Raw genomic sequence first — 24,813 nt, 5'->3', positions numbered from 1 at the left:
GACCCCACTACCGGGAGTCGGCTGAGCGCTCGCCACCGCACTTACACCAAGTGCCGGAGCGGTGAGGACCTGCTCCGGCACTTCAGACCAACGCGGCAGCGTGCACGCGTGGAGAGATTTAGCGAGACTCGCGGTGGGCCCGGTGGGTGCCGCAGTTCGGGCAGAACTTCTTCAGCTCGAGGCGGTCCGGGTCGTTACGCCGATTCTTCTTGGTGATGTAGTTGCGATGCTTGCACTCTTCGCAGGCCAAGGTGATCTTTGGCCGGACATCGGTGGACTTCGCGGCCACGATATGCCTTCTTTCCGGTCAACCTAGAGGGTCAATCAGTATGGGTAGCGATGGCCGGACTCGAACCGGCGACACAACGATTATGAGTCGTTTGCTCTACCGCCTGAGCTACACCGCCATATGCGCGGTACTGCGGCGGTGCGGCCCGGCCCTCGATTCTAGTGCTCAGAGTGCCGAGTCGGTCACCACCGGCAATCCGGCGAGCCCCCTAACGGAATCGAACCGTTGACCTTTTCCTTACCATGGAAACGCTCTGCCGACTGAGCTAAGGGGGCACAGCTACTCGCGCTCCGTGTGACGATCGCTCGCACCCGGGGCGCCGAAGCCTTGAACGAGGTTACACACCCGACCGCATGGTTACCAAATTGGCTGGTCAAGCCCCACAAACCGCTCGGGAACGACACAGGCCCGCCCCGAAACCGGGGCGGGCCTGAGAAGGTGGCGGATGAAGGATTCGAACCTCCGAAGCTTTCGCGGCTGATTTACAGTCAGCTCCCTTTGGCCACTCGGGCAATCCGCCTGGTCGCGCTCGAATCAGCGCGCTGAGCAGAATACAACGACCCTGGCCCCTGGACGCAAACCGGCTGGCCAAGCCGATGCCCGCGAGACTAACTTCGATGGTTCGGGGTAGAAGTCTTCTGCTACCGGAACGTCCGGATCGCAATCTCAGACAGGAGCGCAGGGTGGCCGATTCGTCTTTCGATGTGGTGAGCAAGGTCGATCGGCAGGAGGTCGACAACGCACTCAATCAGGCGGCGAAAGAGCTGAACACCCGCTACGACTTCCGCGGTACCGGCGCGAGCATCGAGTGGTCCGGCGAGGAGAAGATCGTGGTGTCCGCCGAGTCCGAGGACCGGGTGAAGGCCGCGCTCGATGTCTTCAAGGAGAAGCTGATTCGCCGGGACATCTCGCTGAAGGCCTTCGACGCCGGCGAGCCGCAGTCCTCCGGAAAGGTGTACAAGATCACGGGCACGCTCGTGCAGGGCATCTCCACCGAGAACGCGAAGAAGATCGCGAAGAAGATTCGCGACGAGGGCCCCAAGGGCGTCAAGGCTCAGATCCAGGGTGACGAGCTACGCGTCAGCGGCAAGAAGCGCGACGACCTGCAGGCGGTCATCTCCCTGCTCAAGGGCGCCGACTTCGACGTGGCACTGCAATTCGTGAACTACCGATAGGGCTCAACGGGCGCGCGGCCCTCCGGCCATCTGCTCCAAGCGGGCGATGCGTTCGTCCATCGGCGGGTGGGTGGAGAACCAGCGGGCCATGCGGTCGCCGGCGCGGAAGGGGTTGGCGATCATCAGGTGCGACTGGGAGGTCAGCTGCGGTTCGGGCGGCAGCGGGGCCGCCTGGGTACCGCGTTCGAGTTTGCGCAGCGCCGCGGCCAGGGCCAGCGGGTCGCCGGTCAGGGCGGCGCCGTCCTGGTCGGCCTGATATTCGCGGGACCGGGAGACGGCCAGCTTGACCAGCGTGGCGGCAATCGGACCCAGCAGGGAGACCAGTAGGACACCCAGCATGTTCGGGCCCTCGCCCTCGCGGTTGCCGCCGCCGAACATGCTGGCGAAGAAGGCCAGGTTGGCCAGGCCGGAGATGACGGCCGCCATCGCCCCGGCCACCGAGGAGATCAGGATGTCGCGGTTGTAGACGTGCGACAGCTCGTGCCCGAGCACCGCCCGCAACTCACGTTCGTCGAGAATCTGCAGGATGCCGCTGGTGCAGCAGACGGCGGCGTGCCGGGGATTGCGGCCGGTGGCAAAGGCGTTGGGGGCGTTGGTCGGGCTGATGTACAGCCGCGGCATGGGCTGGCGCGCCGCCGTCGCCAGCTCGCGCACGATCTTGTAGATGACCGGCGCCTCCAGCTCGGAGACGGGCTGCGCGTGCATCGCCTTCAGCGCCAGCTTGTCGCTGTTGAAGTAGGCGTACGCGTTCATCCCGACGGCGAGCAGGATCGCGATCACCAGGATGGTCGGATTGCGGAACAGCGCTCCGGCGAACACGATCAGCGCCGAGAGCCCGACCATCAACCCGAACGTCTTCAGTCCGTTACCGAACCCACCGTGCCCGTGCATCGCACTCCTTCACGCCCCCGTTCTCGATTGCGTTACAGCTGGTCAACGACGGAGGGCCGGGCGAAGGTTCCGGGCCGGGCTGTGAACTATCCGACCCGCTCGATGGTGTAGCGGACCAGGCGTTCCAGCGCCTCGTTGGCCGGGCCGCCCGGCAGCGCGGACAGCTCGGCGTGCGCGATGTCGGCGTAGCCCTGCAGCTTCTCCTTGGCCAGCACCATGCCGCGGGAGCGGGACAGCAGCTCCAGCGCCTCGGTGACCTCCGCGTCGGTCTCCAGCGGGCGGGCCAGCAGCTTGCGTAGCCGGTCCCCCTCGGCGCCCTCGTCGCGCAGCGCGTACAGCACCGGCAGGGTGTGCACCCCCTCGCGCAGATCGGTGCCGGGGGTCTTGCCGGACTGCTCGGACACCGAGGCGATGTCGATGATGTCGTCGGAGATCTGGAACGCCGTGCCGACCGCGTCGCCGAGGCGGGCCAGCCGCTCGACGTGTTCCAGGCCGGCGCCGGAGAAGGTGCCGCCGAATCGGCCCGCGGCGGCGATCAGCGAACCCGTCTTCTCCCACACCACCCGCAGATAGTGTTCGACCGGGTCCTGAGATTGCTTGGCCCCCATGGTTTCTCGCATCTGACCGGTGACGAGTTCGGCGAACGTCTCGGCGATGACGCGGACCGCGTCGGGGCCCAGCGTGGACACCAGCCGCGAGGCGTGGGCGAACAGGTAGTCGCCGGCGAGGATCGCAATGCTGTTGCCCCAGCGGGAATTCACGCTCGGCGCGCCGCGGCGCATGGACGCCTCGTCCATCACATCGTCGTGGTACAGGGTGGCCAAATGCACCAGTTCGACGACGGTGCCGGCGGTGATCAGCTCCGGATCGGTCGGGCGCGGACCCAGCTGTCCGGTGAGGATGGTGAACAGCGGGCGGAAGCGCTTGCCACCGGCCTTGGCCAGGTGCAGCGCGGCCTCCTGCAGGAATTCCTCCCCGTCCGACAGCTCGGCGATCAGTAGCTTCTCGACCTCCTCCAGACCGTTGCGCACGGTCGAAGCGAGTTCTGCATCGCCGAGATCGACCCCGGCGACCACGGTGGTCTCATCGGTCACAGACGATGCACTCATGCCATCTCCCACTGCCGGTTCCGTCCCCACACCCAAGAACCTAGCGTGTCGGGGATGACGTGCCCATGAACGGAGTCACTCTGGGACGAATCAGACAGCCGGCGCGGCCCGGAACGTGCGGCGCCTTCGACACCCCGAACCGGTACTGCAAGTATTGAGCCCATGGGTGCAGGGGATGCCAGTACCGCGAGCGGCGACGCGACGCCCCGCCACGCCGACGTGGTGGTGGTCGGCGCGGGTCCGGCGGGCTCGGCCGCGGCCGCCTGGGCCGCCCGCGACGGACGCGACGTGCTGCTGACCGATGCCGCGGTGTTCCCGCGCGACAAGACCTGCGGCGACGGGCTGACACCCCGCGCGACGGCCGAACTCGAGCATCTCGGGCTGGGCGACTGGCTGCGCGCACATACCGTCAACCGCGGCCTGCGCATGACCGGATTCGGCCGCGAGGCCCTGCTGACCTGGCCGGGTGGTTCCTTCCCGCGCTACGGAAGTGCCGTCGCCCGCACCGAACTCGACGACAAGCTGCGCGCGACGGCGGTGGAGTGGGGCGCCCGGATGGCCGAGGGGGTGCGAGTGGTCGACGTGCTGCGCGCGGGCGATCGGGTCACCGGGGTCACCGTGCGCACCGGTTCCGGCACGCAGGACATCACCTGCCGAACCTTGATCGTGGCGGACGGGGTGCGCTCACCGGTCGGGAAGCTGCTCGGGCGGACCTGGCATCGCCGCTTCGCCTACGGCGTGGCCGCCCGCGCCTACATCAAGTCGGGGCGCAGCGACGATCCGTGGATCACCTCGCACCTGGAGTTGCGCGACGCCGACGACACCCTGGTACCCGGTTACGGCTGGGTGTTCCCGCTCGGCAACGGCGAGGTGAACATCGGCGTGGGTTCGCTGGCAACCGAGCGGCGGCCTTCCCATATAGCCCTGAAACCCCTACTGCAGCATTATGTTTCGCTGCGCCGCCGCGAATGGGAGTTCGAGGGCGAGACGCGTGCGGTCGCCTCGGCGCTGCTGCCGATGGGCGGCGCGGTATCCGGGGTGGCCGGGCGGAACTGGGCGCTGGTCGGCGACGCCGCCGGTTGCGTGAATCCGCTCAACGGCGAGGGCATCGACTACGGGCTGGAGGGCGGCCACCTGCTGGCCGGTCTGCTCGACGAGCCGGACCTGACCACCCTGTGGCCGGACCTGCTGCGCGCCCGCTACGGCCGCACGTTCTCGGTGGCACGCCGAATCGCCGCGCTGGCCACCCATCCGCGCATGGTGCCCACGGGCGGTCCGCCGGTGATGCGGTCGAAGTATCTGCAGCGCACCGCGGTCCGGGTCATGGGGAATCTGGTCACCGAGGAGGACGCCGACCTGACCGCCCGGGCCTGGCGCCTCGCGGCCCACGGTTCGATGCGCTTCGACGATCTACCCCCCTTCACCTGAGTCGGTCCCCGTCACCAGCTCGAACTGGTTCCTGTCACACCCTCGAGCGAAGATCGGAGGGTGAGCGACCGCCGCCGCACCGACCCCCCGCTGGAACTGCTCCCACATCTCCGGCGAGCACGCGACCATGCCGACCGCCACTACGCCACCCCCTTGGACCTGGACGCCCTAGCCGCGGCCGCAGGCGTATCCAAGTACTACTTCCTACGCTGCTTCGCCGCCACCTACGGCAAAACCCCCGCCCTCTACCTGGCCGAACGCCGCATAGAACGCGCCCAGGACCTACTCCGAGCCACGAACATCACCGTAACCGAGGCATGCACCCTGGTCGGCTACACCAGCCTCGGCTCGTTCAGCCGAAAATTCACCGAACTGGTAGGCATGCCCCCCTCCGCCTACCAAGCCAAATTCGCCACCCAAGGCGCCCCCCTGATCCCCGGCTGCTACATCTTCATGCACGGCCTCTCCGACAGAAAACCCCACAGCTGAACAACCCACAAGGTTTTCGGCGCGTCTCGGTTTTCGGGTGCCGTTGCAATGCGACGAAGGAGCCAGCAACGGCACCCGAAAACCGAGACCAAGGGCGCCGAAAACCCGCCGGAGCGAAGCGGAGGCCAAAAATACAGCAATTTTAGAGAAGCCGCAGACCACCAGCACTCCATACGCTTGCCCCCATGCCAACCATCACGAACGTCTCACTGGTCACCGTCTACGTCACCGACCAGACCGAAGCCAAGCAGTGGTACATCGACAAGCTGGGCTTCGTCGAGAGCGCCGATATCACCATGGGAGACAACGGTTTTCGCTGGGTGACCGTCGCACAGCCGGATCACCCGGAACTCGAGGTGGCCCTCATGGTCCCCGGCCCGCCCCTGGACGACACCCTCGCCGACGCGATCCGCCGCGCCCTGGCCAACGGAACCCACGGAGCACTGGGCCTGCACACCGACAACTGCCAGAAGACCTACGAGGAACTCACCGCCAAGGCCGTCGAATTCGTCCAGCCGCCGTCGCAACGCCCCTACGGCGTGGAAGCCGTCATGCGAGACAACTCCGGAAACTGGCTGGTGCTGGTCGAGAAGCGCGAGTTCGACCCGGCCACCGCGGAGTGGGGCGAGGACTCGAACCGCGAGTGAGGCCGCGGCACGGGCGCAGGAACGTGCCTGCGCCCGCCTCCGGATCAGGCGTCGGCCGTGGTGGCCAGCCAGTTCTCGATGAACTTGCGCTCGCTGTTGACCACCCGCTGCTGCAGATTCTCGGCCAGCGGCTCGATGGCGCCGCCCACCAGCGGCACCTTCACCGAGACGGTCCCGGCGACCTCGATCTCCGAGCCCTCCGCGGTGGGCCGCAGCACATAGGCCCCCGACATTTCGGTGGTGATCCCCGTGGAGGCGCCGACGAAGGTGCCCTTCGCGGTATCGCCCTCGAGCGCTCCCCAGCTGTCGGTGCGCTCGAGCACCAACTCGCTCTTGAGCACCTTGCGCACGAGGGCCGGAACCTTGTCCTCCCGGGCGCGTTCGGTCATGTGCACACGGATGGTGCCCGGCCCGTCGGGGCGGGACAGCTCGAGGGTGGCGGTCTCGGCTCCGTCGAACCTGGCCTGCCACATCTCGTCGCTGGTGATCGCCCGGTGAAGCTCTTCTACCGGGACGGTGTATGACACGGTGAAGCTGAATTTTCGGGACATGGGCGCACACGCTATCCGAGCGATGCAATAGCCTTGTGCGGTGTCGGAAACCACCCAGTCTGATCAGCTGCGGGGACGCCGGATCGAGCCCGGGATCGGGGTGCCCGACGAGCCCCGGCCGCGGCATCGGCGGGCCCGGATCGCTGTCGTGGTGGCCGCGACGGCCGTGAGCGTGCTGGCGGCGCTGCTGGTGCTGGCGGCCTGGCGCGACGATATGTTGATCAATTCCAACAAGGGCGTGACGAGCGCCGAGGTGCTGTCGGCGGGGCGGCTGCGGTCGGCGATCACCTACGTCACGCCCGACGGCGTGACGCGCAATCCCAAAGTGGGCGTGCTGTATCCGACGAAACTGACCGCCGGCGAGCGCATCAACGTCGAATACAGCAAAGAAGACCCGGAACTCGTGCGCGTGGCCGGGCGCGACGCCCGGGTGGCCATCATTCCCGCGTTGTCGGTGATCGTGGTGGCGTGGGCGCTGGCACTGCCGGTGCTGTGGCTGCTGCGCAGGTCGGAGCGCCGCTCCTCGGACTGAGTGCCGCGGCGTCGTGCAGTGTTCGCCCGATCTTCGTACGGGTGTCACGTCGGTGTGGCGGGTTCGCGTCGTCCCGGATTCACACTCGAATCGTGCGTGTAGCGATTGTCGCGGAGTCGTTTCTGCCGAACATGAACGGCGTGGTCAATTCCGTGCTGCAGGTGCTCGATCATCTGGACCGCAATGGTCATCAAGCGCTGGTGATCGCGCCGGACACGCCGCGGGGACTGCCGCCCGCACCGCACGCGCACGGCCGTTTTCCGGTGCTGCGGGTGCCGGCGGTGATGGTGCCGAAGATCAGTTCGCTGCCCGTGGGGTTGCCGCAGCCGGGGATCACCGCCGCGATCGACGAATTCGGTGCGGACGTCGTGCATCTGGCGTCGCCGTTCCTGCTGGGCGCGGGCGGTGCGGCCGCCGCGGTGCGACTCGATCTGCCCGCCGTGGCGGTGTATCAGACCGATGTGGCCGGATTCGCCTCCAGCTACGGGCTCGGTCCGGCGCGGCGTGCGGCCTGGGCCTGGACGCGACGCATCCACGAGCGCGCGGCACGTACCCTGGCGCCGTCCACGGCGGCCGCCGAAGACCTTGCGCGGCATGGCATTCCGCGGGTGCACCGCTGGGCTCGCGGCGTCGACGTCGCCCGCTTCACGCCGTCGGCGCGGTCGGCGGAGTTGCGGGAGCGGTGGTCCCCCGACGGCCGGCTGATCGTGGGATTCGTCGGGCGGCTGGCGCCGGAGAAGCATGTGGATCGACTGGTGGCGCTCGCCGACGACCCGGATGTCCGGCTGGTGATCGTCGGTGACGGTCCGGAACGGGCGCGGCTGGCGCGGCTGCTGCCCACGGCGACCTTCACCGGGGAACTCGGCGGGTCCGAACTCGCCCGCGCCTACGCGAGTCTGGACGTGATGGTGCATCCCGGCGAACACGAGACGTTCTGCCAGGGCGTCCAGGAGGCGCTGGCCTCGGGCCTGCCGGTGGTCGGGCCGGACGCCGGTGGCCCGCGCGACCTGATCTCGCACTGCCGCAACGGTTATCTGCTGCCGGTCGACCGCTTCGCCGAACTGCTGCCCAGTGCCGTCGGGGCGCTGCGGGATCCCGAGGTGCGTGCCCGTTTCGCCGCCTCCGCCCGCAGATCCGTCCTGCACCGCACCTGGCCCGCGATCTGCGCCGAACTGCTGGGGCACTACGCGGATGTGCAGGGCATCGACCGGTCGGGCCTGTCCCGCACGGCGTAGTTTCCGCAGGCGGCGTGCCGAAGAAATCGGTGGCGGCCGGGTGGGGCGCCTGTTTACCCTGTGCCGCATGGGAGGTTCAGGCGTGAACGGCGCGTGCGCGATCGGCGCGTACTTCGTACGGCTGCGCGCAGCAGCCTGGACCCTGCCCGCGCAGCGCCTCGTGCTCCGCTGATCCGGAGTTTCCCCTGACGGCCGAACGGCCGCGGCCTCGCGTGTCCCGGCATGGGTCCGGGCGAATCACACCTTTCTGATTCGACCGCTCCGTTCGGAGGACACCCATGTCCCGTTCACTGTCGCGCGCGCGTCGGGCGCGCACCACGCTGTCCCAGAATTTCCTCGTTGACGCCCGTGCGGCGGCGATGATCGTGCGCGCCGCCGGAATCGAGCCGGGCGGCCTGATCCTCGAGGTAGGTCCGGGTGACGGCATGCTGACCAGGCATATTCTCGCCGCCGGCGGCCGGGTGCTGGCCTACGAGAAGGACCCGCACTACGTCGCCCGCCTGCGCCGCCGCTACGGCGGCAACGACCGAATCCGGCTGTACCACGCCGATTTCCGCGATGTCCGGGCCCCGCGCGACCCCTTCGCGGTGGTCGCGAACGTGCCGTTCGGGATCACCACAGTCATTGGACGATAGGGGGTGTTATCAGGCTGACCTGGGCAGATGGGGTGCAATGAGCACCTATTGAACCGCATTCGCGCCCCGGTTGCACCTCCTCCGACCCGACGGAGCGCACCCCCGATGTCGAACCCACCGACACCCCTCAGCCACCGCGTGACTCCCTACGCCGGACCGGCGGCTACCGCGCCTGCGGGCGCCATTCTCGAAGCCGCCGAACGCCGGATCCGCGACGCCTACGCGGTCATCGTGCAGACGACCCGCCCGGGACCCGTCAGCATCCGCGAGCTTCGCTACCGCGCCACAGTGAGCTGGGAAGACTTCAACCGGGCGATCAAGCGGATGGACCGCCAGGGCGACATCGACGTGTCGGCCGTGGCGAACCATCGGTCGATCACCTTCGATCCGGACGCGACCGTTCTCCTTCGCGGGAACTACTGGCAGGCCCTCGTCATCCCCGGCCGCGTGCTGCCCATTTCCTCGGATTCCATTTCCTCGGTCCCGAGGTAATCCGAGCAAATTCATTGATCCTGAACGGATTTCATCATGCTCCAGGCAGTCCCTTCCCCCGGGCACGAGCGCCCGCTGTGCGCGTTCCCCGGGTGCAAGCACCTCGTCGTCGAGCGCTCCGGGCGCCCCGGCCGGCCGCCGGTGTTCTGCGCCAATCCCGAGCACAACTACTCCCGCGCCTACGACGAGCGCCGCAAGCTCACCCGTGCGGCGGCCAAGGCCGAGGCGAAAGCCGCTGCGGAACAACCCACTTCGACCGCGATGCCAGTGACATCCGGGATCCAGGCTCTCAGCGAACTGGTCTCGCAGCTGCCGGAGATGGAGCAGCGGTTCGCCGCGGTGGTCGCCGACGCACACAACCTGGTCGCCGACATCGCCGATCCGCAGGCCCTCCAGGCCGAGGCTGCGCACATCCGCGCGGAGGCGGATCTGGAGATCGCCAAGGCGAAGGCCGCGCAAGCTCGCGCCGAACGCGCTGCCGCGCGGCTACAGACGGAGCGCAACGACGCCGTCCAGGCCCAACGCATGGCCGAAGGCGCCGCGGACGAGGCGATCACCGCCCGTGACGCCGCGATCCTCCGCGCCGACCGGATCGCCGCGGAGACCGAACGCGAGATCGCCGAGTCCATCGGGCTGCGTGACGCGCAATTGGTGGAACTCATGCACCAGCTCGACGCCGCCACTGAACGAGCGGCCCGGGCGGAAGCCGACCGCGACAACGCCCTCCGCGCCGCCCAGACCGCCGAGTCCAAGACCGAGCAACTGCAGACCTCGCTCGACGACGAACGCCGGTCGCACGCCAAACGGGTCGAGAACATCTTCATTCGCCAGAACGACGTGCTCGCAAACGCCTACCAGTCCGCAATGGGCACCGCCCACCAGATGCGAGACCAGATCGTCAAAGCGAAGGCGGCCGAGCCCGATCCGCCGTCGGATCCACCGGCACCGCGAAGAACAGTCGTCCGCCCCAATTCCCAAGCGCAGGAGAAGAAATCACAGTGACCCTCGCCCGTCTCATGTGGATCGTCCTTGCGCTCACGGTGGCCGCCGCCGGACCGGCCCGCGCCGATGTCACCGGCGTGCTGTGCACCAGCTCGGCGGGTGCCTGCCAACCGGCCGCCCGGATCGGCACTCCGATCGCCGCCCCTGCGGGCCCGCATCCGGTCGGACGCACCGACATCGCGGTCACCGCCGGCGCCCGCACAGTGATGGTGTCGGCCTGGTACCCCGCCGCCGGCGGCGGCCGGGCGGCTCTCTACGTGCCGGCGTCGACCGCACCGGCCGCGCTGCACGTCGCGACCGACGGCGCGATGTGGATGCACGCCCCGGCCGCCCAGGACGCGCCGTTCGCCGAAGGCCTCGACCGGGTGCCCGTCGCCGTGCTGTCGCCGGGAATGGGCACACCGCGCTGGATCCTGTCCGGCGCGGCCGCCGACCTCGCCAGCCGCGGCTACATCGCCCTGGTCGTCGACCACACCGGCGAATCCCCCGCGGTCGAACTCGCGGACGGCACGATCGTGACCGGCACGCCGCCGCGCAGCGACGACCCCGGTTACATGCGTGCCGCGCTGGCCACGCGCGTCGACGACGTCCGCCTGGTCCTAGACCACCTCGGCGAGCTACCCGTGGTCGGCGCCCACACCGACGCGTCCCGGATCGTCGCGGTCGGCCACTCCTACGGCGGCTACACCGCGGTCGCCACCATGCAGGCCGACCCGCGCGTCCGCGCCGGCGTCGTGCTCGACGGCTCTGCGGGCTGGCCCGGCACCACCGGCGTCGAGAACCAGGGACTCGACCGGCCTGTGCTCGTCCTCGCATTCGGCAGCATGGTCCACGCCAGCTGGATCAAGTTCGGGCACAACACGACCGGCCCATTCCGGCTCGCCACGACCGCAGGCGGCGGCCACTACTCCCCGACCGACCTGTGCACGTTCGCGCCCGAGGCGGGCGAGCTGTGCGGCACACTGCCCGCCCGACGCGCCACCACCATCACCCGCGAACTCACCGCCACATTCCTCGACCAAGCCCTCACCGGCCAGCCCGACGCCCTCGGCGACTGGCCCGAAGTCGACTGGCGCCGATAGCCCACCATCGAGTCAACGCCCCGGCTGCTCCCAGCCGGGGCCTTGACCTAGGAGGATCACCACCATGAGCGACGAGACCACACCCGGCCAGCGGCTCGACGCCGCGCTGCAACGCTTCCAGGAGCAGGCAGCCACCGCCACGAGCATCCTCACCGCGCAGGGCGCGTTCGGCTGGATGCTGCGCGCTGACCTCCCGAAAGCGCGCAAGGCGCTGGCCAAGCTGCCCGCCGAACAGCTCGCCGAGATCTCCGCGGCCGCAGCCGCGCTGTCGGCGCTGGCCGACGAAATCGCCGCCGCGCCCGGAACACCGGACCGGTGACCAACCCGGAGCAGCACGTCCTCGACGAGATCGACTGCCTCGCCGCCACCGACGACATCGCCGAACTGGTCGACTGGCAAATCGAGCAAGGCATACGCCGCGGGGATGCCCCCGCCTGGATGCTCGCTGACCGGACCCCGGTCCGGATAGAAGCAGCCGCCCTTGAAATCACTCCGGAGACCAGCCAGCAGCCGCACGCCGCATTCGTCCAGCTCGGCGAGCAGCTGCGCCCGATCGTGCAGGCCTTCACGGAGGCATTCCGGCAGCTGGCCGAGGCGCTCGCTCCATTGGCCCAGCAATTCGCGACGATCAAGGCGAGGCAACCCACCCAGAGACAACACGGTCCCGCCGCGCCCGGCCGCCGCCATACGCCGCCCTATCCGGTGTTGCCATACCGCGATCCGCGCCCCCAGCACCAGCGAGTCACGCTCGCACCACTCAGGCGCCAACCGCCACCCAGCGCGCGACAGGCGGGACGGCACAACCACGGCCGCCGCTGACGGGCGGACGTTTCCGCCGGTCGTTCGAACGAATTTTCGAGATATGGTCGGAATCATGTCGGAGCACATCATCTGCGGTGAGGCGCTCACCGTCATGCGGGACCTGCCCTCGGCGTCGTTCGACGCGCTCATCACCGATCCGCCCTACTGCTCGGGCGGCACCTCCACCATCGACCGCACCACCCGCACCGCCCAGCAGAAATACACCGACTCCACCTCGGTCGCCGGCCACGGCATGCCGGACTTCCCCGATCAGCGAGACCAGCGGTCGTTCACCGTATGGTCGTCGATCTGGCTCACCGAAACGCTGCGGCTCGTCCGGCCCGGCGGCCAGGCCCTCGTGTTCACCGATTGGCGCCAGCTCCCTGCGCTCAGCGACGCTCTGCAGGTCGCGGGCTGGCGGTGGCGCGGAATCGTGGTGTGGCGCAAAACCAACGCCAGACCCAACCCCGGATTCCGCAACGAATCCGAGTACATCCTGTGGGCGTCGCACGGCCAGCTCGACGCCGACCACAAACCGCCATGCCTGCCCGGCGTCTACACCTACGGCAGCCCGAAAGGCCGCCACCGCCAGCACATCACCGCCAAGCCCGTCGAGCTGATGTGCGACCTCGTGCGCACCGTCCCCGCCGACGGCCGCATCCTCGACCCCTTCGCCGGCAGCGGCACCACCGGCGTCGCCGCGGTCCTCGAAGGCCGGCGCTTCCTCGGCATCGAAGGCGTCCCCGCTTACGCCGACACCGCCACCGAGCGCCTCGCCTCCGTCCACGCCTGCTGATCCCGCTACACGCCGCCGGAATTGCGGCACTGGACAACTCTGCGCAAACCCCGTTCGCCGTACTATGTACGACGTACAGAGATGAGTGATCGCGGATGGAGGTGACCGCCACATGGCGAACTACCACCGCAAAGACCAGCGCACCCGCGCCCTCGAGGCCCTCCAGATGCGCATCGAGGGCCACACCTGGCAATCCATCTGCGAACAAACCCAGTACTGGAAGACCGAATCCGGCGTACGAAAAGCCGTCAGCGGCATCCTCGACCGCTGGGAATCGGCCAGCGCCGACGAATACCGAATCATCCAGGACGGCCGCTACCTCGCCCTCCTCCGCGCCTGGTGGCCGCACGCCGTCGGCACCGCACTCGACGAGAACGACGACCCGCGGTCCCCCGACGACAAGGCCGCCGCGATCGTGCTGCGCGTCATGGAGGCCATCAACAAGCTGCACGGCCTCAACCGCGAACTCACCGCCGAACACGGCGACCGAATGACCCCGGACGAATTCCGGGCCGCCCTCGCCGAATACGTCGCCCTGCAACAACCAACCGCCGCACTTCCCGGCGGCACCCGGTGACCGCCGTTCTCGAGCGGCGGCCTACCGCACATGACAGCCAGCCGTGGGAGCCGGACCCGCTCCTCGTCGACGCCGCGCTGGCCGGCGGTGTCCGCATCCTCAAACTGCCGCACGCCGACCAGTGCTGGCTCGTCGCCCACCTCACCGCGCACGGCCTCACCGCCCAGGAGATCGGCAACCGCTGCGGATGCGGCATCCGCAAAATCCGGTACCTGCGCGCCGACCCACTGACCGTCATGACGAGCCGGTGGCTCGTCGCCGAGGCACGCGCCCAGGCCCACGCCGACCGCGTCGAGTCCCTCGACCGCTGGTGCCAGACCGCCCTCGGCAAGTGCGAGCAGTCCGCCACCCGCTCCCGCGCGCAGCTGGCCACCGCGGTCGACCAGATCCGCGATCTCCGCGGCCGATGTCGCGAAGATCAGCACCGCGCCACGACCTACCGGCGATACCTCGGCTCCACCCGGGCCCGGCCGCGCCTACGCCGCCGACCCGCCGATCCCGACCAGCTCACCTTGTTCTGATGGCGCCGCTCATGCAGACCGCAGCGAACGAAGCGTTCCTGCGCCGCGAGATCACCCGGCTGCGCTGCGTCCGGGACTACCCCACCGCCGGAAAACTCATCCACTATCTCAACCCCGGGATCTACCAGACCCCCGCGCTGCAGAAGATCGACGAGAACCTGGAATGGGCCTACAGCACGCCCGCGGCGCGGCTCATGATCTCCATGCCGTCCCAGACCGGCAAAACCCAGCGCGCCGCCGTCGCCGGCACCGTGCGCGCCTTCCTGCGTAGCCCGGACTGGCGCATCGTCATCGCGACCCACGCCGAGCACCTGGCCCTCAAGCACTCGGCCGAGATCCGCACCATCATCCAGACCTACGGCTCCAACGCTCACGCCGAGACCGGCGAGAAACTCCCCGACCGCCTCGGCCTGGCCGTACCCAGACGTGCCTCGGCGGCCAAGTTCTGGAAGCTCCAGGGCCACAACGGATCACTGACCGCCGTGGGCGTCGGCACGAAGATCGCCGGTATCCCCGCCGACTTCCTACTCCTCGACGACCTCTACGGGTCGATGGAGGAAGCCGACAGCGAGGCGATCCAGCGGCGCGTGAACTCCTGGTTGGACTCGGTCGCCCTGCAGCGCCTCAGCGGCACGGCGCCGATCGTCGCCATCAGCACCCGGTGGAACGACAAGGACGCGTTGGCTTACCTCCAGGACAAGATGCCCGGCGAATGGCGAGTGCTGAACTTCCCCGCGATCGCCGAGGACGGCGTCATGGATTCGCTCGGCCGCGCACCGGGCGAACTTCTCGATTCACCCCGCGGGCAGGACTGGGTGAAGCTGCGCCAGCAGAGCCCGGCCCGCGTCTGGAACGCCATGTACCAGGGCAACCCACGACCATTGACCGGCGGCCTGTTCGAGGCGAAGTGGTTCGACGATCACCGGATCGCCGTCCGGCCGGAGTTCGTGCTGCGCATTGTTGCGGTCGACCCGGCGGACACCGGCGAAGGCGACGAGGCCGGCATCCTCGCAGCCGGCATCACCGCCGATGGCGCCATCATGCTCACCCACGACTGGTCCGCCAAGCTCACCTCGAACGAATGGGCCACCCGCGCGGTCCAGCTCGCGCTGGAAACGGGAGCGCACGAGATCGCCTGCGAGGGGTACGCCGTGCCGACCACCTACCGCGACACCGTGATCCGAGCCTGGGAACGGATCCGTGACGCGGGCCCGGACCCTGGGGCGGAACAACCTTTTCGGGTGCACATGTGGCGCGGCACCGGCGACGCCGTCGTGCGCAGCATCGGCTTGCGGTTCGACCTCGAGACCGGCCGCTGCATCGTCCACGGCCACCAGCTGACCACCTTCGAGACCAATGCCGTGGGCTGGCAAGCCCACAAGCACCAGCCCGACCGTGTCGCCGCCGGCATCATCGCCCGCGACCGCCTCACCGAGATATTCGGCGGCACAACCCAGCTCGCCTCCCCCGCACGACTGGGTCGCGACCCACGAGACGCGGTCCGCAACCCGGTCCGCGCTCGGAACACCTGGTACTCCCGCAAGATCTGACGCTGCACCCCGACCCGGTACCTATCGCCGCATGAATGATCCCACCGACGAGCAGATTTCGACGACTGACGCGGAACTGTGGCGCCCGATTCCGGGCTACGAGGGGTACTACGAGGCATCGAACCTCGGACGGATCCGTTCGGTCGACCTCTGGATGTCGAACTCTCATAGGACGCGATCGCTGCGCGGCAGGGTCCTGACGCCGACCCTGGACCGGAACCGCTTGAAGGTGTCGATCTCGGTAGCAGGAAAGCGGCGGTACGTCCTCGCGTCACGGCTGATCGGCATGGCATGGCTCGGCGTCCCGCCTGACGGCCACCGCATTGCTCACATCTCCGAGGACCAGACGGACAACCGCATCGAGAACCTGACGATCATGTCCGTGCGGGAGATCGGGATCCGCAACGGCCGGCGCAACCTCGGCAAGACCCGCGACGTGTGCCAGCGCGGCCTCCACCCCTTGAGTGGTCCCAATCTGCAGATCAACGCCTGCGGTAGCCGGCAGTGCCGCGCCTGTCGGCAGGCCGCTGCCCGTGTGTGGCGCGAGGCACGGAAAGCACGCTGAACCCGGGCCGTTTCTGGCCGCCGGTAAGCGGCGATTAACGGAGGCCAGATCTCCGCGCCCCGCTTTGCCCGCACACGCCCCAGGTCGTTCCGCACTGGCATTGGCCGGCGTCCCGGTTGCAGCCGCTGCACTGGAATTCGGGCATCCGGACGGGTCGGCCGCACCTGCAGGTGACCGGGCCCAGGTGTATCCGGATCGTGTCGGCGGTCATGGCTGGTCGCCGTCGATCGGGCGCGTGTACGCCTCGTGCGCTGCTTGTGCCGCCGCATTGGCTTCCTCGAGGGCGGCCTCTGCGGCGGCCACGCGGGCGCGGGCAGCCTCCAACGGGTTGTTGGCCGGTGGTGCGGGCTCGGTCGCGTGGTGGGGGCATCCGCACCATTCGTGTTTGCAGTCCCACATGCACCCGCACCTCATCGGCCGACCGCCTCAGCCAGGCCGCGCCGGATCAGGAGCCAGCCGAGTCGGATGGCGTTGGTCGGCGTGAACAAGATGCTGTCGAACCGGGTGAGCAGGACGATATGGCCCGTATCGACGCCCTTGGCCTTGATGATTCCGACCTCGGTCGGAAGCTTCGCGCCCTCGCTCAGACCGACGACGCCGGCGCCTGCGGTGGTGTCTTCATGCTTGATCACGGGTGCTCCTCAGTTTCCGCCGCAGCCACCAGGCGGAGATCGGATCGAGTTCGTGCCATTCCAGGGCGTTGGGATTCCAGACGCGTCCGCGCTCCCTGGGACGCTTCGCCTTCCGCACGATCCACACGGCGCGGCAGCTTTCGCATAGCCAGACTGCCCCCTCGCGGCCATCGGGTACGTGCTCCATATGCCCGGCGAGGCCACCGGGTGTATAGACGCGCCACTCTCGCATCGGGAGAACGCACCTGTGCCGGTCAGCCATTCGAGCCGTCCGACACCGGCTCGTAGTCGCTGGCGAAGGCATCAGGTTTCGAGATGAAGAAACTGCCGGTGGTGCCGCGGATGATCCAATCGCCGTGCAAGATCCGCACCCGTCGCCCTCTAGGCGTAGTGATCACCGTATACGCGTCACCGCTGTCGATCACGACCTCGGTGTCGCCGCCGTGGTCGTTGACCCAACGGTGGATCTCTGCGACCCGGTGGCTGTATGCGTGGCTGTCGCTGGTGTGTTCGGGCCACTGGATGGCTTCGACGGTGGCGCGCGGCCGGAACCGTTGGACGGTGGGGTGATGCGATGTGCTGCCCATAGCTGGACGGTAGGAACGTGGGCTGCACGACCGGCCATATCACCCAGGCTCGGCTCGGCTTCAGAAATTGGTGTGGCAGTTGCACGCACAAGTGTTTCGGGACTCCTCGCACAAACGGTGTTTCCGGATGTCGCAAAGAGTTGTCATCATCGAGGCCGACACGTTCGGCGCTGGCGACGGAATGAGCACATACCGACCGCACCCACACTGACGATTGGACCGGTCCAGCCAACCATGCGATCCGTCCCGGCAGGCCGGTTCTACGTCGCCTTGCTGGTCGCTCATGCACCTATCCAAGCACCCCTGCTCCGTACCGTGCGGGCCATGACCGCGCTCATCCTCGCCATCTGGGTTGTCGCCGTTGTGCGCCTCACCCGGTTGGTCACCCACGACTCGCTCACCCAACCAATCCGCAGCGCGCTGGCCGGACGATTTCCCCAGTCGAAACTGACGTACCTGGTGCACTGCGTCTGGTGCTCCAGCATTTGGACCGGCGCCGCGTCCGCGCCGGTACCGATCTACGTCCTCGGCCTGTCGTGGTGGCTGCTGCCGATCCTGGCGCTGGCCGCATCTCAGCTGACAGCCGCCGCGGAGAAGGCGGGCCTGTTCAACTCCGACTAGGCTCCGCACACCGTGGCCGTGCACGCCTGCTGCATACCGTCCGGCGGCATGGCCCGGATCTTCGCACGTCGCAAACCCCAGGTGACGACTGCTGCCGTGCAACCGGTGAAGGACCCGCTCAGGACGTTCAGGGCGACACTGGGTGTCGAGAGCAGCAGCCAGGACTGGGCGGCTCGGGCCTGGGAGATGTACGAGCGATGCGGCGAGCTGCACTACGTGTGTACCTGGCTGTACGGGTCGCTTACCCAGTGCCGGCTCGTCGCGTCCGAGATCGATCCGGACACCGGCCGACCGACCGGCGAGACAGACAACGCACTGGCACGCGAGATCGTCCGTGACATCGCTGGCGGCCCGACCGGGCAAGCCCAATTGCTCGGTCGCACAGCCGTTTTCCTCACCATCCCGGGGCAGGGTTTTGTCGCGGTGATCGTCCGGTCGAATGGCGACGAGGAGATGGAGGAGTGGCACCTGCTCGACCGCTCCGAGATCAACAACCGCGGGACCGGCGAGATCACGCTCACGCTCGACGACGGCACGAAGCACGAGTTCCGGCCGAAGATCGACGTGCTGTTCCGCATCTGGCGACCCCATCCCCGCCGGGCGGTCGACGCGGACTCTCCCGTCCGATCAGCGCTCGACGTCCTGGCCGAAATCGTGCAGACCACCGCCACAATCCGCCATGCCGGAAAGTCGCGGCTGATCGGCAACAAGATCCTGATGCTCCCTGCGGAGATGTCGCTGCCGAAGACGATCTCTGCACCGACCGCGGCACCGGTCGATCCCGACGCGCCGACGCTGCCGCCGCCGGCCCCCGTGCACGTCCGCGCGACCGCCCAGGACTTACAGGAGCTGCTGTTCGAGGTTGCCGAGACCGCCACCGAAGACCCGGACTCGGCAGCCGCGCATCTGCCGATCGTGGCCACTGTCGCCGGCGAGTACACCGACAAGGCGACGATCCTCGATCTCCATTCCGACGTGAACGAGCAGCAGCTCAAGATCCGGGAGGCCGCGATCCGGCGGCTCGCGCTGAGCCTCGACATTCCCGCGGAGGTGCTGCTGGGCCTGTCCGACATGAACCACTGGAACGCGTGGGCCATGCAGGAAGACACGGTCCGCACCCACATCGTGCCGCTGCTCGAGATCATCGCCGACGCCGTCACCACCGCTCTGTTCCGGCCAGTCCTCGAGAAGAAGGGCCTCGACCCGGAGAAATACGTGGTGTGGTTCGACACCACCCAGCTCACCCAGGATCCCGATCGCAAGGGTGAGGCTCTCGACGCCAACGAGCGCGGCGCCCTGTCCAATGCCGCACTGCGCAAGTACCTCGGGTTCACCGACGACGACGGCTACGACCTCAACACCGAGGAGGGCTGGAAGCAGTTCGCGCGCGACACGGTCGCCCGTAAGCCGGAGCTGATCACGACGCTCGGGCCGCTGCTCGGTGTGCCGATGCCCGCGCTGCCCACCGCGCCACCGGCGGCCGGCCCGCAGCGGGAGATCGAGGCGCCGCGCGAGCAGGAGCCTGAGGAACCCGACAATGTCGAGGCCTCCGCGGAGCCGGCTCGGGCGATGGCGAGCCTGCTGCTGGTGCGCGCCCTCGAGCTGGCCGGCAAGCGGCGGTGTACCCGCGCCGACCAAGCGAAGTACCCGGACACGCCGCCCTGGCAGCTCCACATGCATCTACCGCCGGTCGCCACCGCCGCGGAAACGCTGCGGCTCATCGCCGGATGGGACGCGGGATTCACTGACGACCTCGCGCGAGCCGTCCGCGCCGACCCGGACCGGATCCGCGACCTGGTCGTCCTGCGCGCCTCGCAGGCGCTGCAAGGCCCCGGGCACGCCACGATCGGTACCCGTGACGCGCTGGCGGTGATGCGGTGATTCCCCGCACGCGCCACCACGCCCTGCTGACCGTGCTGCAGGCCGAGCGGCGCGTGAAGGCTCTGGCGTTGGAGTGCTACCGGCAGTGGCTTCCTCTCGCCCGGGCGGCGGTGCTGTCCACCACGTTGTCTGCGGCGGCCGAGGACGGGCCGGAGCCGCCGCCCCCGCAGCCGGAGGCGATCGCGCTGACGCAGGCCGACTGGGAGGCGATCCTGGCCGCGGTGTTCCTGCCTGGCCTGGGCGACTTGATGTGGGAGCAGATGACCGCGGAACTCGCCGGGCTCGGTGTGACCGCCGGTGATCTCGTCACTCTGCTGCATGAGCTGGATATCCCGGTGATCCCGGACGGGGTCGACCGCCCGACTCGGGTTCCCGGGCCCGGTGAGGAAGGTCTCACGCCGGAGTTGGTGGCCGCGGTGCCGTCGGTGCAGGCCTGGACCAGCAACTACCTCGGCGCGGTCAACAACCGCATGGTGAGGACGCCCGACACGGCGTTCGCGATCATTGCCGACGAGCTCGTCGACGCCACCCGTGAGGGCGAGTCGATCCGGCAGATGTCCGACCGGATCGCCCACGTCTTGGACGTGGAAAACCTCGAGACGTTCGGCGGCCGCCGGCCCGCGCTGGTCGCCCGCACCGAGACCGCCGGCGCCCTGAATGCCGCCCGTCTCGAGTCTGCGCGCGTCATGGGCGAGATCACCGGCGAGATCCTCCAGAAAGCATGGCTCGCCACCATCGACAACCGCACGCGCACAACACATTTCGCGGTGGACGGGCAACGTGTCGACCTCGACGGGGATTTCCAGCTGGCCAACGGCGTGAAACTGCGCTGGCCCGGCGACCCCGAAGCACCAGCCAGCGAGGTCTGTAACTGCCGCTGCTCGATCATGATCCTCGCCGACGACGAGGAGCTGCCCGACGAGGAAGACCGGCAGACCGAACGCAGTCCCGGTGACGCGACGGTCCGTAACCGGGTCGGCACCCGCGAGGACGAGATCGAGCGCCGCCGCGAAGACGAGGGCGTCATCCGCGCCCGGGACGACCCGGGAGGGGTCGGACAGATCAACGCTGCTGCACCCCCAACCGAGAGGATCCCCGCCATGCGCACGTTCACCGCAGTCCTCGCCCACCTCGGCGTCCCGACCGACGACCGCCGCATGTTGGCCGCCGACATGGACCTGCGATTCCGAGACACCCCGATGCCGCTGATGTGGCAGGAGCGCATGACGCCCGGCCATGACGGCTCGATCGCCGTCGGCGTAATCGACAGCATCGAACTTGTCGACGGTTCGGTAATGGCTACCGGTCACTTCCTCGACACCGACGATGCCGCAAGGGCTTTGCTGCAAATCGAAGAAGGCATCACCAATCCCAGCATCGACCCGGCCGACGTCGCATGGGAACTGCGCACCGAAGCAGGCGAGCTGGTAACCGAGGACACCGACTACGACGAGCTGGAACGCGCAGTGCAGGTGTACACATCGGCGATTATCACCGCGGCCACGCTCGTCAACATCCCTGCGTTCGGCACCACCACGATCACCCTCAAGGACGAAGAGGGCGACGGGCAGCCGGTGGCCGCCGCCGTGCTCATGGCTGCCGCCACGCCGCCGTTCCGGCCCGACCCGGCCTTGTTCGCCGACCCGGGATTCACGGAGCCGACTGCCCTGCACATCACCGCCGACGGCCGCGTGCAAGGACACCTCGCGGCGTTCGGCACCTGCCATGTCGGCCGCTCGGATCGATGCGTCACCCCACCGCACTCGGCCACCGGGTACGCACATTTCCATGTGTCCTCCGTGCAGACCAGCGACCAGAGTTGGCTCCCAGTCGGCCGACTCACCGTAGGCGGCGGCCACGCCGACGACAGCCTCAATGCGCGCGCCGCGGCCGAGCACTACGACAACACCGGCACCTGCTGGGCGTACGTGCGCGCTGGGGAAGACGCCCATGGCATCTGGATATCCGGCGTGCTCCACCCCGACGCCACCGACGCCCAGGTACGCGACGGCCTATCGGCTCCGCTGTCAGGGGACTGGCGGTACATCGGCGGCAGCTTGGAGCTGGTCGCCGCCTTGTCGGTAAATACGCCGGGCTTCCCGGTGCTGCGCGGCCGCGACGACGAAAACGGGCACACCACCGCACTCGTCGCGGCCCTCGGCCCGCGCCCGGTCCACCGCCGCCTGGACACCACGATCCTGCGCACCGTCGCGATCGAGGCCGTGCGCGAGTTCCGCACCAGCGAGGCCCGCCTGCAACGGGCCCGCTCCGTCATCGCCGACCGCCGCCGGGCCGACGCCCGGGCGCTGGTCGCTGCTGTGAACAACCGGAAGGGATGACCCCATGGGATGCGGGTGTGGCGGCAGCAGCCGCAAACCGATGACCACCACCTACGAACTCACCACCCCCGACAAGGAGAAACACGAATACCTGACCAGGATCGAGGCACAAATCGAGCGGTCGAAAGCCGGGGGCGGCACCATCCGCACGATCCGCAAACCCGCGACATGATCTCGCTCTGGTGGTCCTTCGCGCTCACCACGATCGGCGTGACTGGTCTGGTCCTGGTCTACCGGTCGCAGTCGCTCGTCGGGCCCGGCATCGGCCTCGGCGTCCAGCTGCTGTGGATCGCGTACGCGGTGACCACACAGCAGTGGTGGTTCCTGCTCTCCGCCTTCACCTATAGCGGCGCGAACATATACGGGATCCGGCAGCGCACGATCCACAACGCGGCCGACACATGAGGCCCTGAACGACGAAGGAGCCCCCTTGGCCGGGCCATCCCACCCGACAGAGGCTCCTCGTCGCATCCGAACACCGTCACGCACCTCAGACCATAGCCGAACATCGCGTGCACGCCCGGAATCTACGGTGCACACAACCGAGGTGATCTTGCTGGCTACGGGCCGGAGACACCCTCGACCAATCGAACACCCTTGCTGGCTGCGGGCCGGAGGGACCCATCAAACATGTTGAGTTGAAGGGACTTTCCCCATGCCGTTCCAGCTGCCCCAGGACCTACCGGCCAGCCGCGACGAACTCACCGAGCTGCGCAACGCCGCCGACGCCGAGTTCCAGCGGCTCGCCCAGTCCGTCGAAGCCGACAACGCCGAGCTGTCCGACGAAGACCTGCAGTACCTGCGGGACCTGGCCGACGCACTCGGCACTCTCGACGAGGCGATCAGCGCGGTCGATACCACCGCCCAGGAGCGCCGCGACGAGGCCGCCCGCATCCTCGACAGCGTCCGCGGCCGCGCTGCTGACGCCCAGGACGCCGACGCGGAGGCCGACCAGGACGAGGACACCGGCGACGCCGATGACTCCGACGCTGACGCAGACGCCGCCGCGGATGCCGATGCCGACAGCGGCGAGGTGGTGGCCGAGGCCGAGCGCGCTACCCGCGACGCGGCGACCGATCAGGTCAGCGCCTCCAGCCGCGGCCGCACCCGGTTCGCCGGCGCCAACCGCGGTCGCACCCCGAAGATTCCGGCCGGGCCGAAGGCCGAGCCCACCGCCGGCTGGCGGATGCGCCCGGACGCACCCGGCTACAAGCCCGGCATGCAGGAACTCTCCGCGATCACTGCAGGCCTGGCCGCGGCTGCGAAGGGTTCCGGCTCGGCGATGGCCCGACCGAACGGCGCCACCGAGCCCTCCGGGTTCACCCCGCAATACCTCGGCCAGTACGTGCGCGACGTGCCGGACGTCGCGGATTACCAGAGCCTCGACGCGGTACTGGCCGCGGCGGTCAAGGCGGCCGAGCACCCGGACGGGTCGCTCACTGCCGCGTGCTGCCCGCCGCCTCAGGTCACTTACGATTTCTGCCCGGTCGAGCCGGCCCACGATCTGTTCGTGCTGCCGGAGGTGACCGCGGAGCGGTGCGCGATCTCGTGGCCGGCCGAGTTCGACATCACGCCGAACTTCCAGGTCCTGTGCGAGGCGGAGCTGAACGCGAATCCGCCGACACAGAAGGTGTGCCATCAGGTGCCGTGCCCGGAGGACTTCGAGGAGCTGCGGCTGTGCTACCTGCCGCTGTGCGTCGAGTCCGACATCATCGGCGACCAGGCGTGGCCGGAGGTGGCCGACACCTTCACCCAGAAGCTCGTCGCGGCGCAGCGGCGGCACCGGTCGATGTGGCAGCTGCAGAAGATCCTGTCGCACCCGACCACTCGGCACCTCACCATTCCCGCGATCTCCCAGATCGGTGCCGCGTCGTCGATTCTGAACTCGGTGAACATCGCGGCGATGGGCGTGCGGGCTGCCCGCAAGCTGGCCCGCGACGCGGTCGTCGCCGGCGCCGCGCCGATCCTGCTGTTCGAGCTGATCCGCAACGACCTGGCCAATCAGGAAGGCGTCCAGACCTTCGAGATCTCGGACGCTCAGGTCGTCCAGTGGTTGAACCTGCGGCGGATCCAGCTGCAGTTCGTCGGCGAGTGGCAGGCATGGGACCCGGACTGGGTGGAGTTCCCGGACACCGTCGACATCGCGCTGTGGGAGCAGGGCGCGTTCTTCTCGCTGGTCAAGCCCGTCATCGACCTCGGTGTCATGTACCCGCGCGAGCTGCTGCAGATCAACCGCTACACGCGCATGTTCACCGAGGACGGCCTGAACACCGGCAAGCGGTGCGGTGACTCGGTGGTCGTCACGATCCCGGTCTGCCCGAACGGCGCCATAGGCAACCGCATGGACGCCGTCTGCGCGGCCGGCTCCTGATCCGGCACCGGCGGG

30 protein-coding genes and 3 tRNA genes are annotated in these 24,813 nt (G+C 68.6%); 23 read left to right on the top strand and 10 right to left on the bottom strand.

Going from position 1 to position 24,813, the window contains the following annotated elements; all coding sequences use genetic code 11:
• Nucleotides 1–118: 118 nt before the first annotated feature.
• The 4 genes from rpmG to ACFMRZ_RS26155 all read right to left on the bottom strand — a co-directional run bounded on the left by rpmG (nt 119) and on the right by ACFMRZ_RS26155 (nt 809).
• Entirely contained in the window at nt 119–289 is a 171-nt protein-coding gene (gene rpmG, locus ACFMRZ_RS26170) for a 50S ribosomal protein L33 (protein ID WP_019049401.1), read from the bottom strand.
• 45 nt (nt 290–334) lie between these two features.
• Nucleotides 335–407: transfer RNA gene (locus tag ACFMRZ_RS26165), tRNA-Met, on the bottom strand.
• An 84-nt stretch (nt 408–491) separates the two neighbouring features.
• A tRNA-Thr gene (locus ACFMRZ_RS26160) sits at nt 492–564 on the bottom strand.
• 164 nt (nt 565–728) lie between these two features.
• Nucleotides 729–809, bottom strand: a tRNA-Tyr gene (locus tag ACFMRZ_RS26155).
• A 163-nt stretch (nt 810–972) separates the two neighbouring features.
• Here ACFMRZ_RS26155 and ACFMRZ_RS26150 point away from each other — a divergent pair.
• The gene (locus ACFMRZ_RS26150) at nt 973–1,464 is read left to right on the top strand and encodes a YajQ family cyclic di-GMP-binding protein (protein WP_400181135.1); all 492 of its coding nucleotides are present in this window, start codon (nt 973–975) and stop codon (nt 1,462–1,464) included.
• Between the two features lie 3 nt (nt 1,465–1,467).
• On the opposite strand, the gene htpX is transcribed toward ACFMRZ_RS26150, so the two are convergent.
• Nucleotides 1,468–2,355: a zinc metalloprotease HtpX gene (gene htpX / locus ACFMRZ_RS26145; protein WP_280276218.1), complete on the bottom strand. Its 888-nt coding sequence runs from the start codon at nt 2,353–2,355 to the stop codon at nt 1,468–1,470.
• Nucleotides 2,356–2,441: 86 nt separating this feature from the next.
• Nucleotides 2,442–3,464 carry a polyprenyl synthetase family protein gene (locus ACFMRZ_RS26140; protein WP_280276217.1) on the bottom strand — a complete coding sequence of 341 codons (1,023 nt, stop codon included), beginning with the start codon at nt 3,462–3,464 and terminating at the stop codon, nt 2,442–2,444.
• A gap of 162 nt (nt 3,465–3,626) precedes the next feature.
• Between ACFMRZ_RS26140 and ACFMRZ_RS26135 the strand changes: the two genes are divergently transcribed.
• The 3 genes from ACFMRZ_RS26135 (at nt 3,627) to ACFMRZ_RS26125 (ending at nt 6,028) form a co-directional block, all read left to right on the top strand.
• Nucleotides 3,627–4,892: a geranylgeranyl reductase family protein gene (locus ACFMRZ_RS26135; protein WP_400181134.1), complete on the top strand. Its 1,266-nt coding sequence runs from the start codon at nt 3,627–3,629 to the stop codon at nt 4,890–4,892.
• 60 nt (nt 4,893–4,952) lie between these two features.
• Nucleotides 4,953–5,381 (top strand): helix-turn-helix transcriptional regulator, encoded by a 429-nt coding sequence (locus ACFMRZ_RS26130; RefSeq protein WP_400181133.1) that lies wholly within the window; start codon nt 4,953–4,955, stop codon nt 5,379–5,381.
• Nucleotides 5,382–5,566: 185 nt separating this feature from the next.
• Nucleotides 5,567–6,028 carry a VOC family protein gene (locus ACFMRZ_RS26125; RefSeq protein ID WP_400181132.1) on the top strand — a complete coding sequence of 154 codons (462 nt, stop codon included), beginning with the start codon at nt 5,567–5,569 and terminating at the stop codon, nt 6,026–6,028.
• 44 nt (nt 6,029–6,072) lie between these two features.
• Here the strand turns inward: ACFMRZ_RS26125 and ACFMRZ_RS26120 are convergent, their stop codons facing one another.
• A complete protein-coding gene (locus tag ACFMRZ_RS26120) occupies nt 6,073–6,579 on the bottom strand; it encodes a DUF2505 domain-containing protein (protein WP_400181131.1) in 507 nt (168 codons plus the stop codon).
• 94 nt (nt 6,580–6,673) lie between these two features.
• Here ACFMRZ_RS26120 and ACFMRZ_RS26115 point away from each other — a divergent pair, with 94 nt between their 5' ends.
• The 13 genes from ACFMRZ_RS26115 (at nt 6,674) to ACFMRZ_RS26055 (ending at nt 16,367) form a co-directional block, all read left to right on the top strand.
• Nucleotides 6,674–7,111: a DUF3592 domain-containing protein gene (locus ACFMRZ_RS26115; RefSeq protein WP_400182972.1), complete on the top strand. Its 438-nt coding sequence runs from the start codon at nt 6,674–6,676 to the stop codon at nt 7,109–7,111.
• A 92-nt stretch (nt 7,112–7,203) separates the two neighbouring features.
• On the top strand, nt 7,204–8,346 hold the full coding sequence (locus ACFMRZ_RS26110; protein ID WP_400181130.1) for a glycosyltransferase family 4 protein: 1,143 nt from the start codon (nt 7,204–7,206) through the stop codon (nt 8,344–8,346).
• Between the two features lie 278 nt (nt 8,347–8,624).
• Nucleotides 8,625–8,981, top strand: a complete 357-nt coding sequence (locus ACFMRZ_RS26105) for an rRNA adenine N-6-methyltransferase family protein (RefSeq protein WP_400181129.1) — start codon at nt 8,625–8,627, stop codon at nt 8,979–8,981.
• Nucleotides 8,982–9,086: 105 nt separating this feature from the next.
• Nucleotides 9,087–9,473 (top strand): hypothetical protein, encoded by a 387-nt coding sequence (locus tag ACFMRZ_RS26100; protein ID WP_400181128.1) that lies wholly within the window; start codon nt 9,087–9,089, stop codon nt 9,471–9,473.
• 36 nt (nt 9,474–9,509) lie between these two features.
• Nucleotides 9,510–10,475 (top strand): hypothetical protein, encoded by a 966-nt coding sequence (locus tag ACFMRZ_RS26095; RefSeq protein WP_400181127.1) that lies wholly within the window; start codon nt 9,510–9,512, stop codon nt 10,473–10,475.
• Nucleotides 10,472–11,557 (top strand): alpha/beta hydrolase family protein, encoded by a 1,086-nt coding sequence (locus ACFMRZ_RS26090; protein ID WP_400181126.1) that lies wholly within the window; start codon nt 10,472–10,474, stop codon nt 11,555–11,557. The genes ACFMRZ_RS26095 and ACFMRZ_RS26090 overlap by 4 nt, the downstream gene beginning before the upstream one ends.
• 64 nt (nt 11,558–11,621) lie before the next feature.
• Nucleotides 11,622–11,876 (top strand): hypothetical protein, encoded by a 255-nt coding sequence (locus ACFMRZ_RS26085; protein ID WP_400181125.1) that lies wholly within the window; start codon nt 11,622–11,624, stop codon nt 11,874–11,876.
• The gene (locus tag ACFMRZ_RS26080; protein ID WP_400181124.1) at nt 11,873–12,376 is read left to right on the top strand and encodes a hypothetical protein; all 504 of its coding nucleotides are present in this window, start codon (nt 11,873–11,875) and stop codon (nt 12,374–12,376) included. Before ACFMRZ_RS26085 ends, ACFMRZ_RS26080 begins: the two co-directional genes overlap by 4 nt.
• Before the next feature lie 55 nt (nt 12,377–12,431).
• Nucleotides 12,432–13,154 carry a site-specific DNA-methyltransferase gene (locus ACFMRZ_RS26075; RefSeq protein ID WP_280366137.1) on the top strand — a complete coding sequence of 241 codons (723 nt, stop codon included), beginning with the start codon at nt 12,432–12,434 and terminating at the stop codon, nt 13,152–13,154.
• A gap of 112 nt (nt 13,155–13,266) precedes the next feature.
• Nucleotides 13,267–13,731, top strand: a complete 465-nt coding sequence (locus ACFMRZ_RS26070; protein WP_400181123.1) for a hypothetical protein — start codon at nt 13,267–13,269, stop codon at nt 13,729–13,731.
• On the top strand, nt 13,728–14,252 hold the full coding sequence (locus ACFMRZ_RS26065; protein ID WP_280392875.1) for a hypothetical protein: 525 nt from the start codon (nt 13,728–13,730) through the stop codon (nt 14,250–14,252). Before ACFMRZ_RS26070 ends, ACFMRZ_RS26065 begins: the two co-directional genes overlap by 4 nt.
• 11 nt (nt 14,253–14,263) lie before the next feature.
• Nucleotides 14,264–15,802 (top strand): hypothetical protein, encoded by a 1,539-nt coding sequence (locus ACFMRZ_RS26060; protein ID WP_400181122.1) that lies wholly within the window; start codon nt 14,264–14,266, stop codon nt 15,800–15,802.
• 31 nt (nt 15,803–15,833) lie between these two features.
• Nucleotides 15,834–16,367 carry an NUMOD4 domain-containing protein gene (locus ACFMRZ_RS26055; protein ID WP_400181121.1) on the top strand — a complete coding sequence of 178 codons (534 nt, stop codon included), beginning with the start codon at nt 15,834–15,836 and terminating at the stop codon, nt 16,365–16,367.
• A 207-nt stretch (nt 16,368–16,574) separates the two neighbouring features.
• Here the strand turns inward: ACFMRZ_RS26055 and ACFMRZ_RS26050 are convergent, their stop codons facing one another.
• The 3 genes from ACFMRZ_RS26050 to ACFMRZ_RS26040 all read right to left on the bottom strand — a co-directional run bounded on the left by ACFMRZ_RS26050 (nt 16,575) and on the right by ACFMRZ_RS26040 (nt 17,586).
• Nucleotides 16,575–16,766 carry a hypothetical protein gene (locus ACFMRZ_RS26050; protein WP_280366147.1) on the bottom strand — a complete coding sequence of 64 codons (192 nt, stop codon included), beginning with the start codon at nt 16,764–16,766 and terminating at the stop codon, nt 16,575–16,577.
• 11 nt (nt 16,767–16,777) lie between these two features.
• A complete protein-coding gene (locus tag ACFMRZ_RS26045) occupies nt 16,778–16,999 on the bottom strand; it encodes a hypothetical protein (protein ID WP_400181120.1) in 222 nt (73 codons plus the stop codon).
• Between the two features lie 254 nt (nt 17,000–17,253).
• Nucleotides 17,254–17,586 carry a hypothetical protein gene (locus ACFMRZ_RS26040; protein WP_400181119.1) on the bottom strand — a complete coding sequence of 111 codons (333 nt, stop codon included), beginning with the start codon at nt 17,584–17,586 and terminating at the stop codon, nt 17,254–17,256.
• A gap of 324 nt (nt 17,587–17,910) precedes the next feature.
• Between ACFMRZ_RS26040 and ACFMRZ_RS26035 the strand changes: the two genes are divergently transcribed.
• The 6 genes from ACFMRZ_RS26035 (at nt 17,911) to ACFMRZ_RS26010 (ending at nt 24,798) form a co-directional block, all read left to right on the top strand.
• Entirely contained in the window at nt 17,911–18,207 is a 297-nt protein-coding gene (locus tag ACFMRZ_RS26035) for a hypothetical protein (RefSeq protein ID WP_400181118.1), read from the top strand.
• Between the two features lie 48 nt (nt 18,208–18,255).
• A complete protein-coding gene (locus ACFMRZ_RS26030; RefSeq protein ID WP_400181117.1) occupies nt 18,256–20,088 on the top strand; it encodes a hypothetical protein in 1,833 nt (610 codons plus the stop codon).
• Complete coding sequence (locus ACFMRZ_RS26025) at nt 20,085–22,427, top strand: phage minor head protein (protein WP_400181116.1); 2,343 nt, start codon at nt 20,085–20,087, stop codon at nt 22,425–22,427. Before ACFMRZ_RS26030 ends, ACFMRZ_RS26025 begins: the two co-directional genes overlap by 4 nt.
• A 40-nt stretch (nt 22,428–22,467) precedes the next feature.
• The gene (locus ACFMRZ_RS26020) at nt 22,468–22,599 is read left to right on the top strand and encodes a hypothetical protein (protein ID WP_280366164.1); all 132 of its coding nucleotides are present in this window, start codon (nt 22,468–22,470) and stop codon (nt 22,597–22,599) included.
• Entirely contained in the window at nt 22,596–22,832 is a 237-nt protein-coding gene (locus tag ACFMRZ_RS26015) for a hypothetical protein (protein ID WP_400181115.1), read from the top strand. The genes ACFMRZ_RS26020 and ACFMRZ_RS26015 overlap by 4 nt, the downstream gene beginning before the upstream one ends.
• A gap of 250 nt (nt 22,833–23,082) precedes the next feature.
• Nucleotides 23,083–24,798: a major capsid protein gene (locus tag ACFMRZ_RS26010; RefSeq protein ID WP_400181114.1), complete on the top strand. Its 1,716-nt coding sequence runs from the start codon at nt 23,083–23,085 to the stop codon at nt 24,796–24,798.
• The last annotated feature ends 15 nt before the right edge of the window (nt 24,799–24,813 follow it).

The organism is Nocardia sp. N2S4-5 (assembly GCF_044628355.1).
In the GTDB taxonomy this organism is placed as follows: Bacteria; Actinomycetota; Actinomycetes; order Mycobacteriales; family Mycobacteriaceae; genus Nocardia; species Nocardia wallacei_B.
This window is presented reverse-complemented; position numbering and strand designations above follow the sequence as displayed.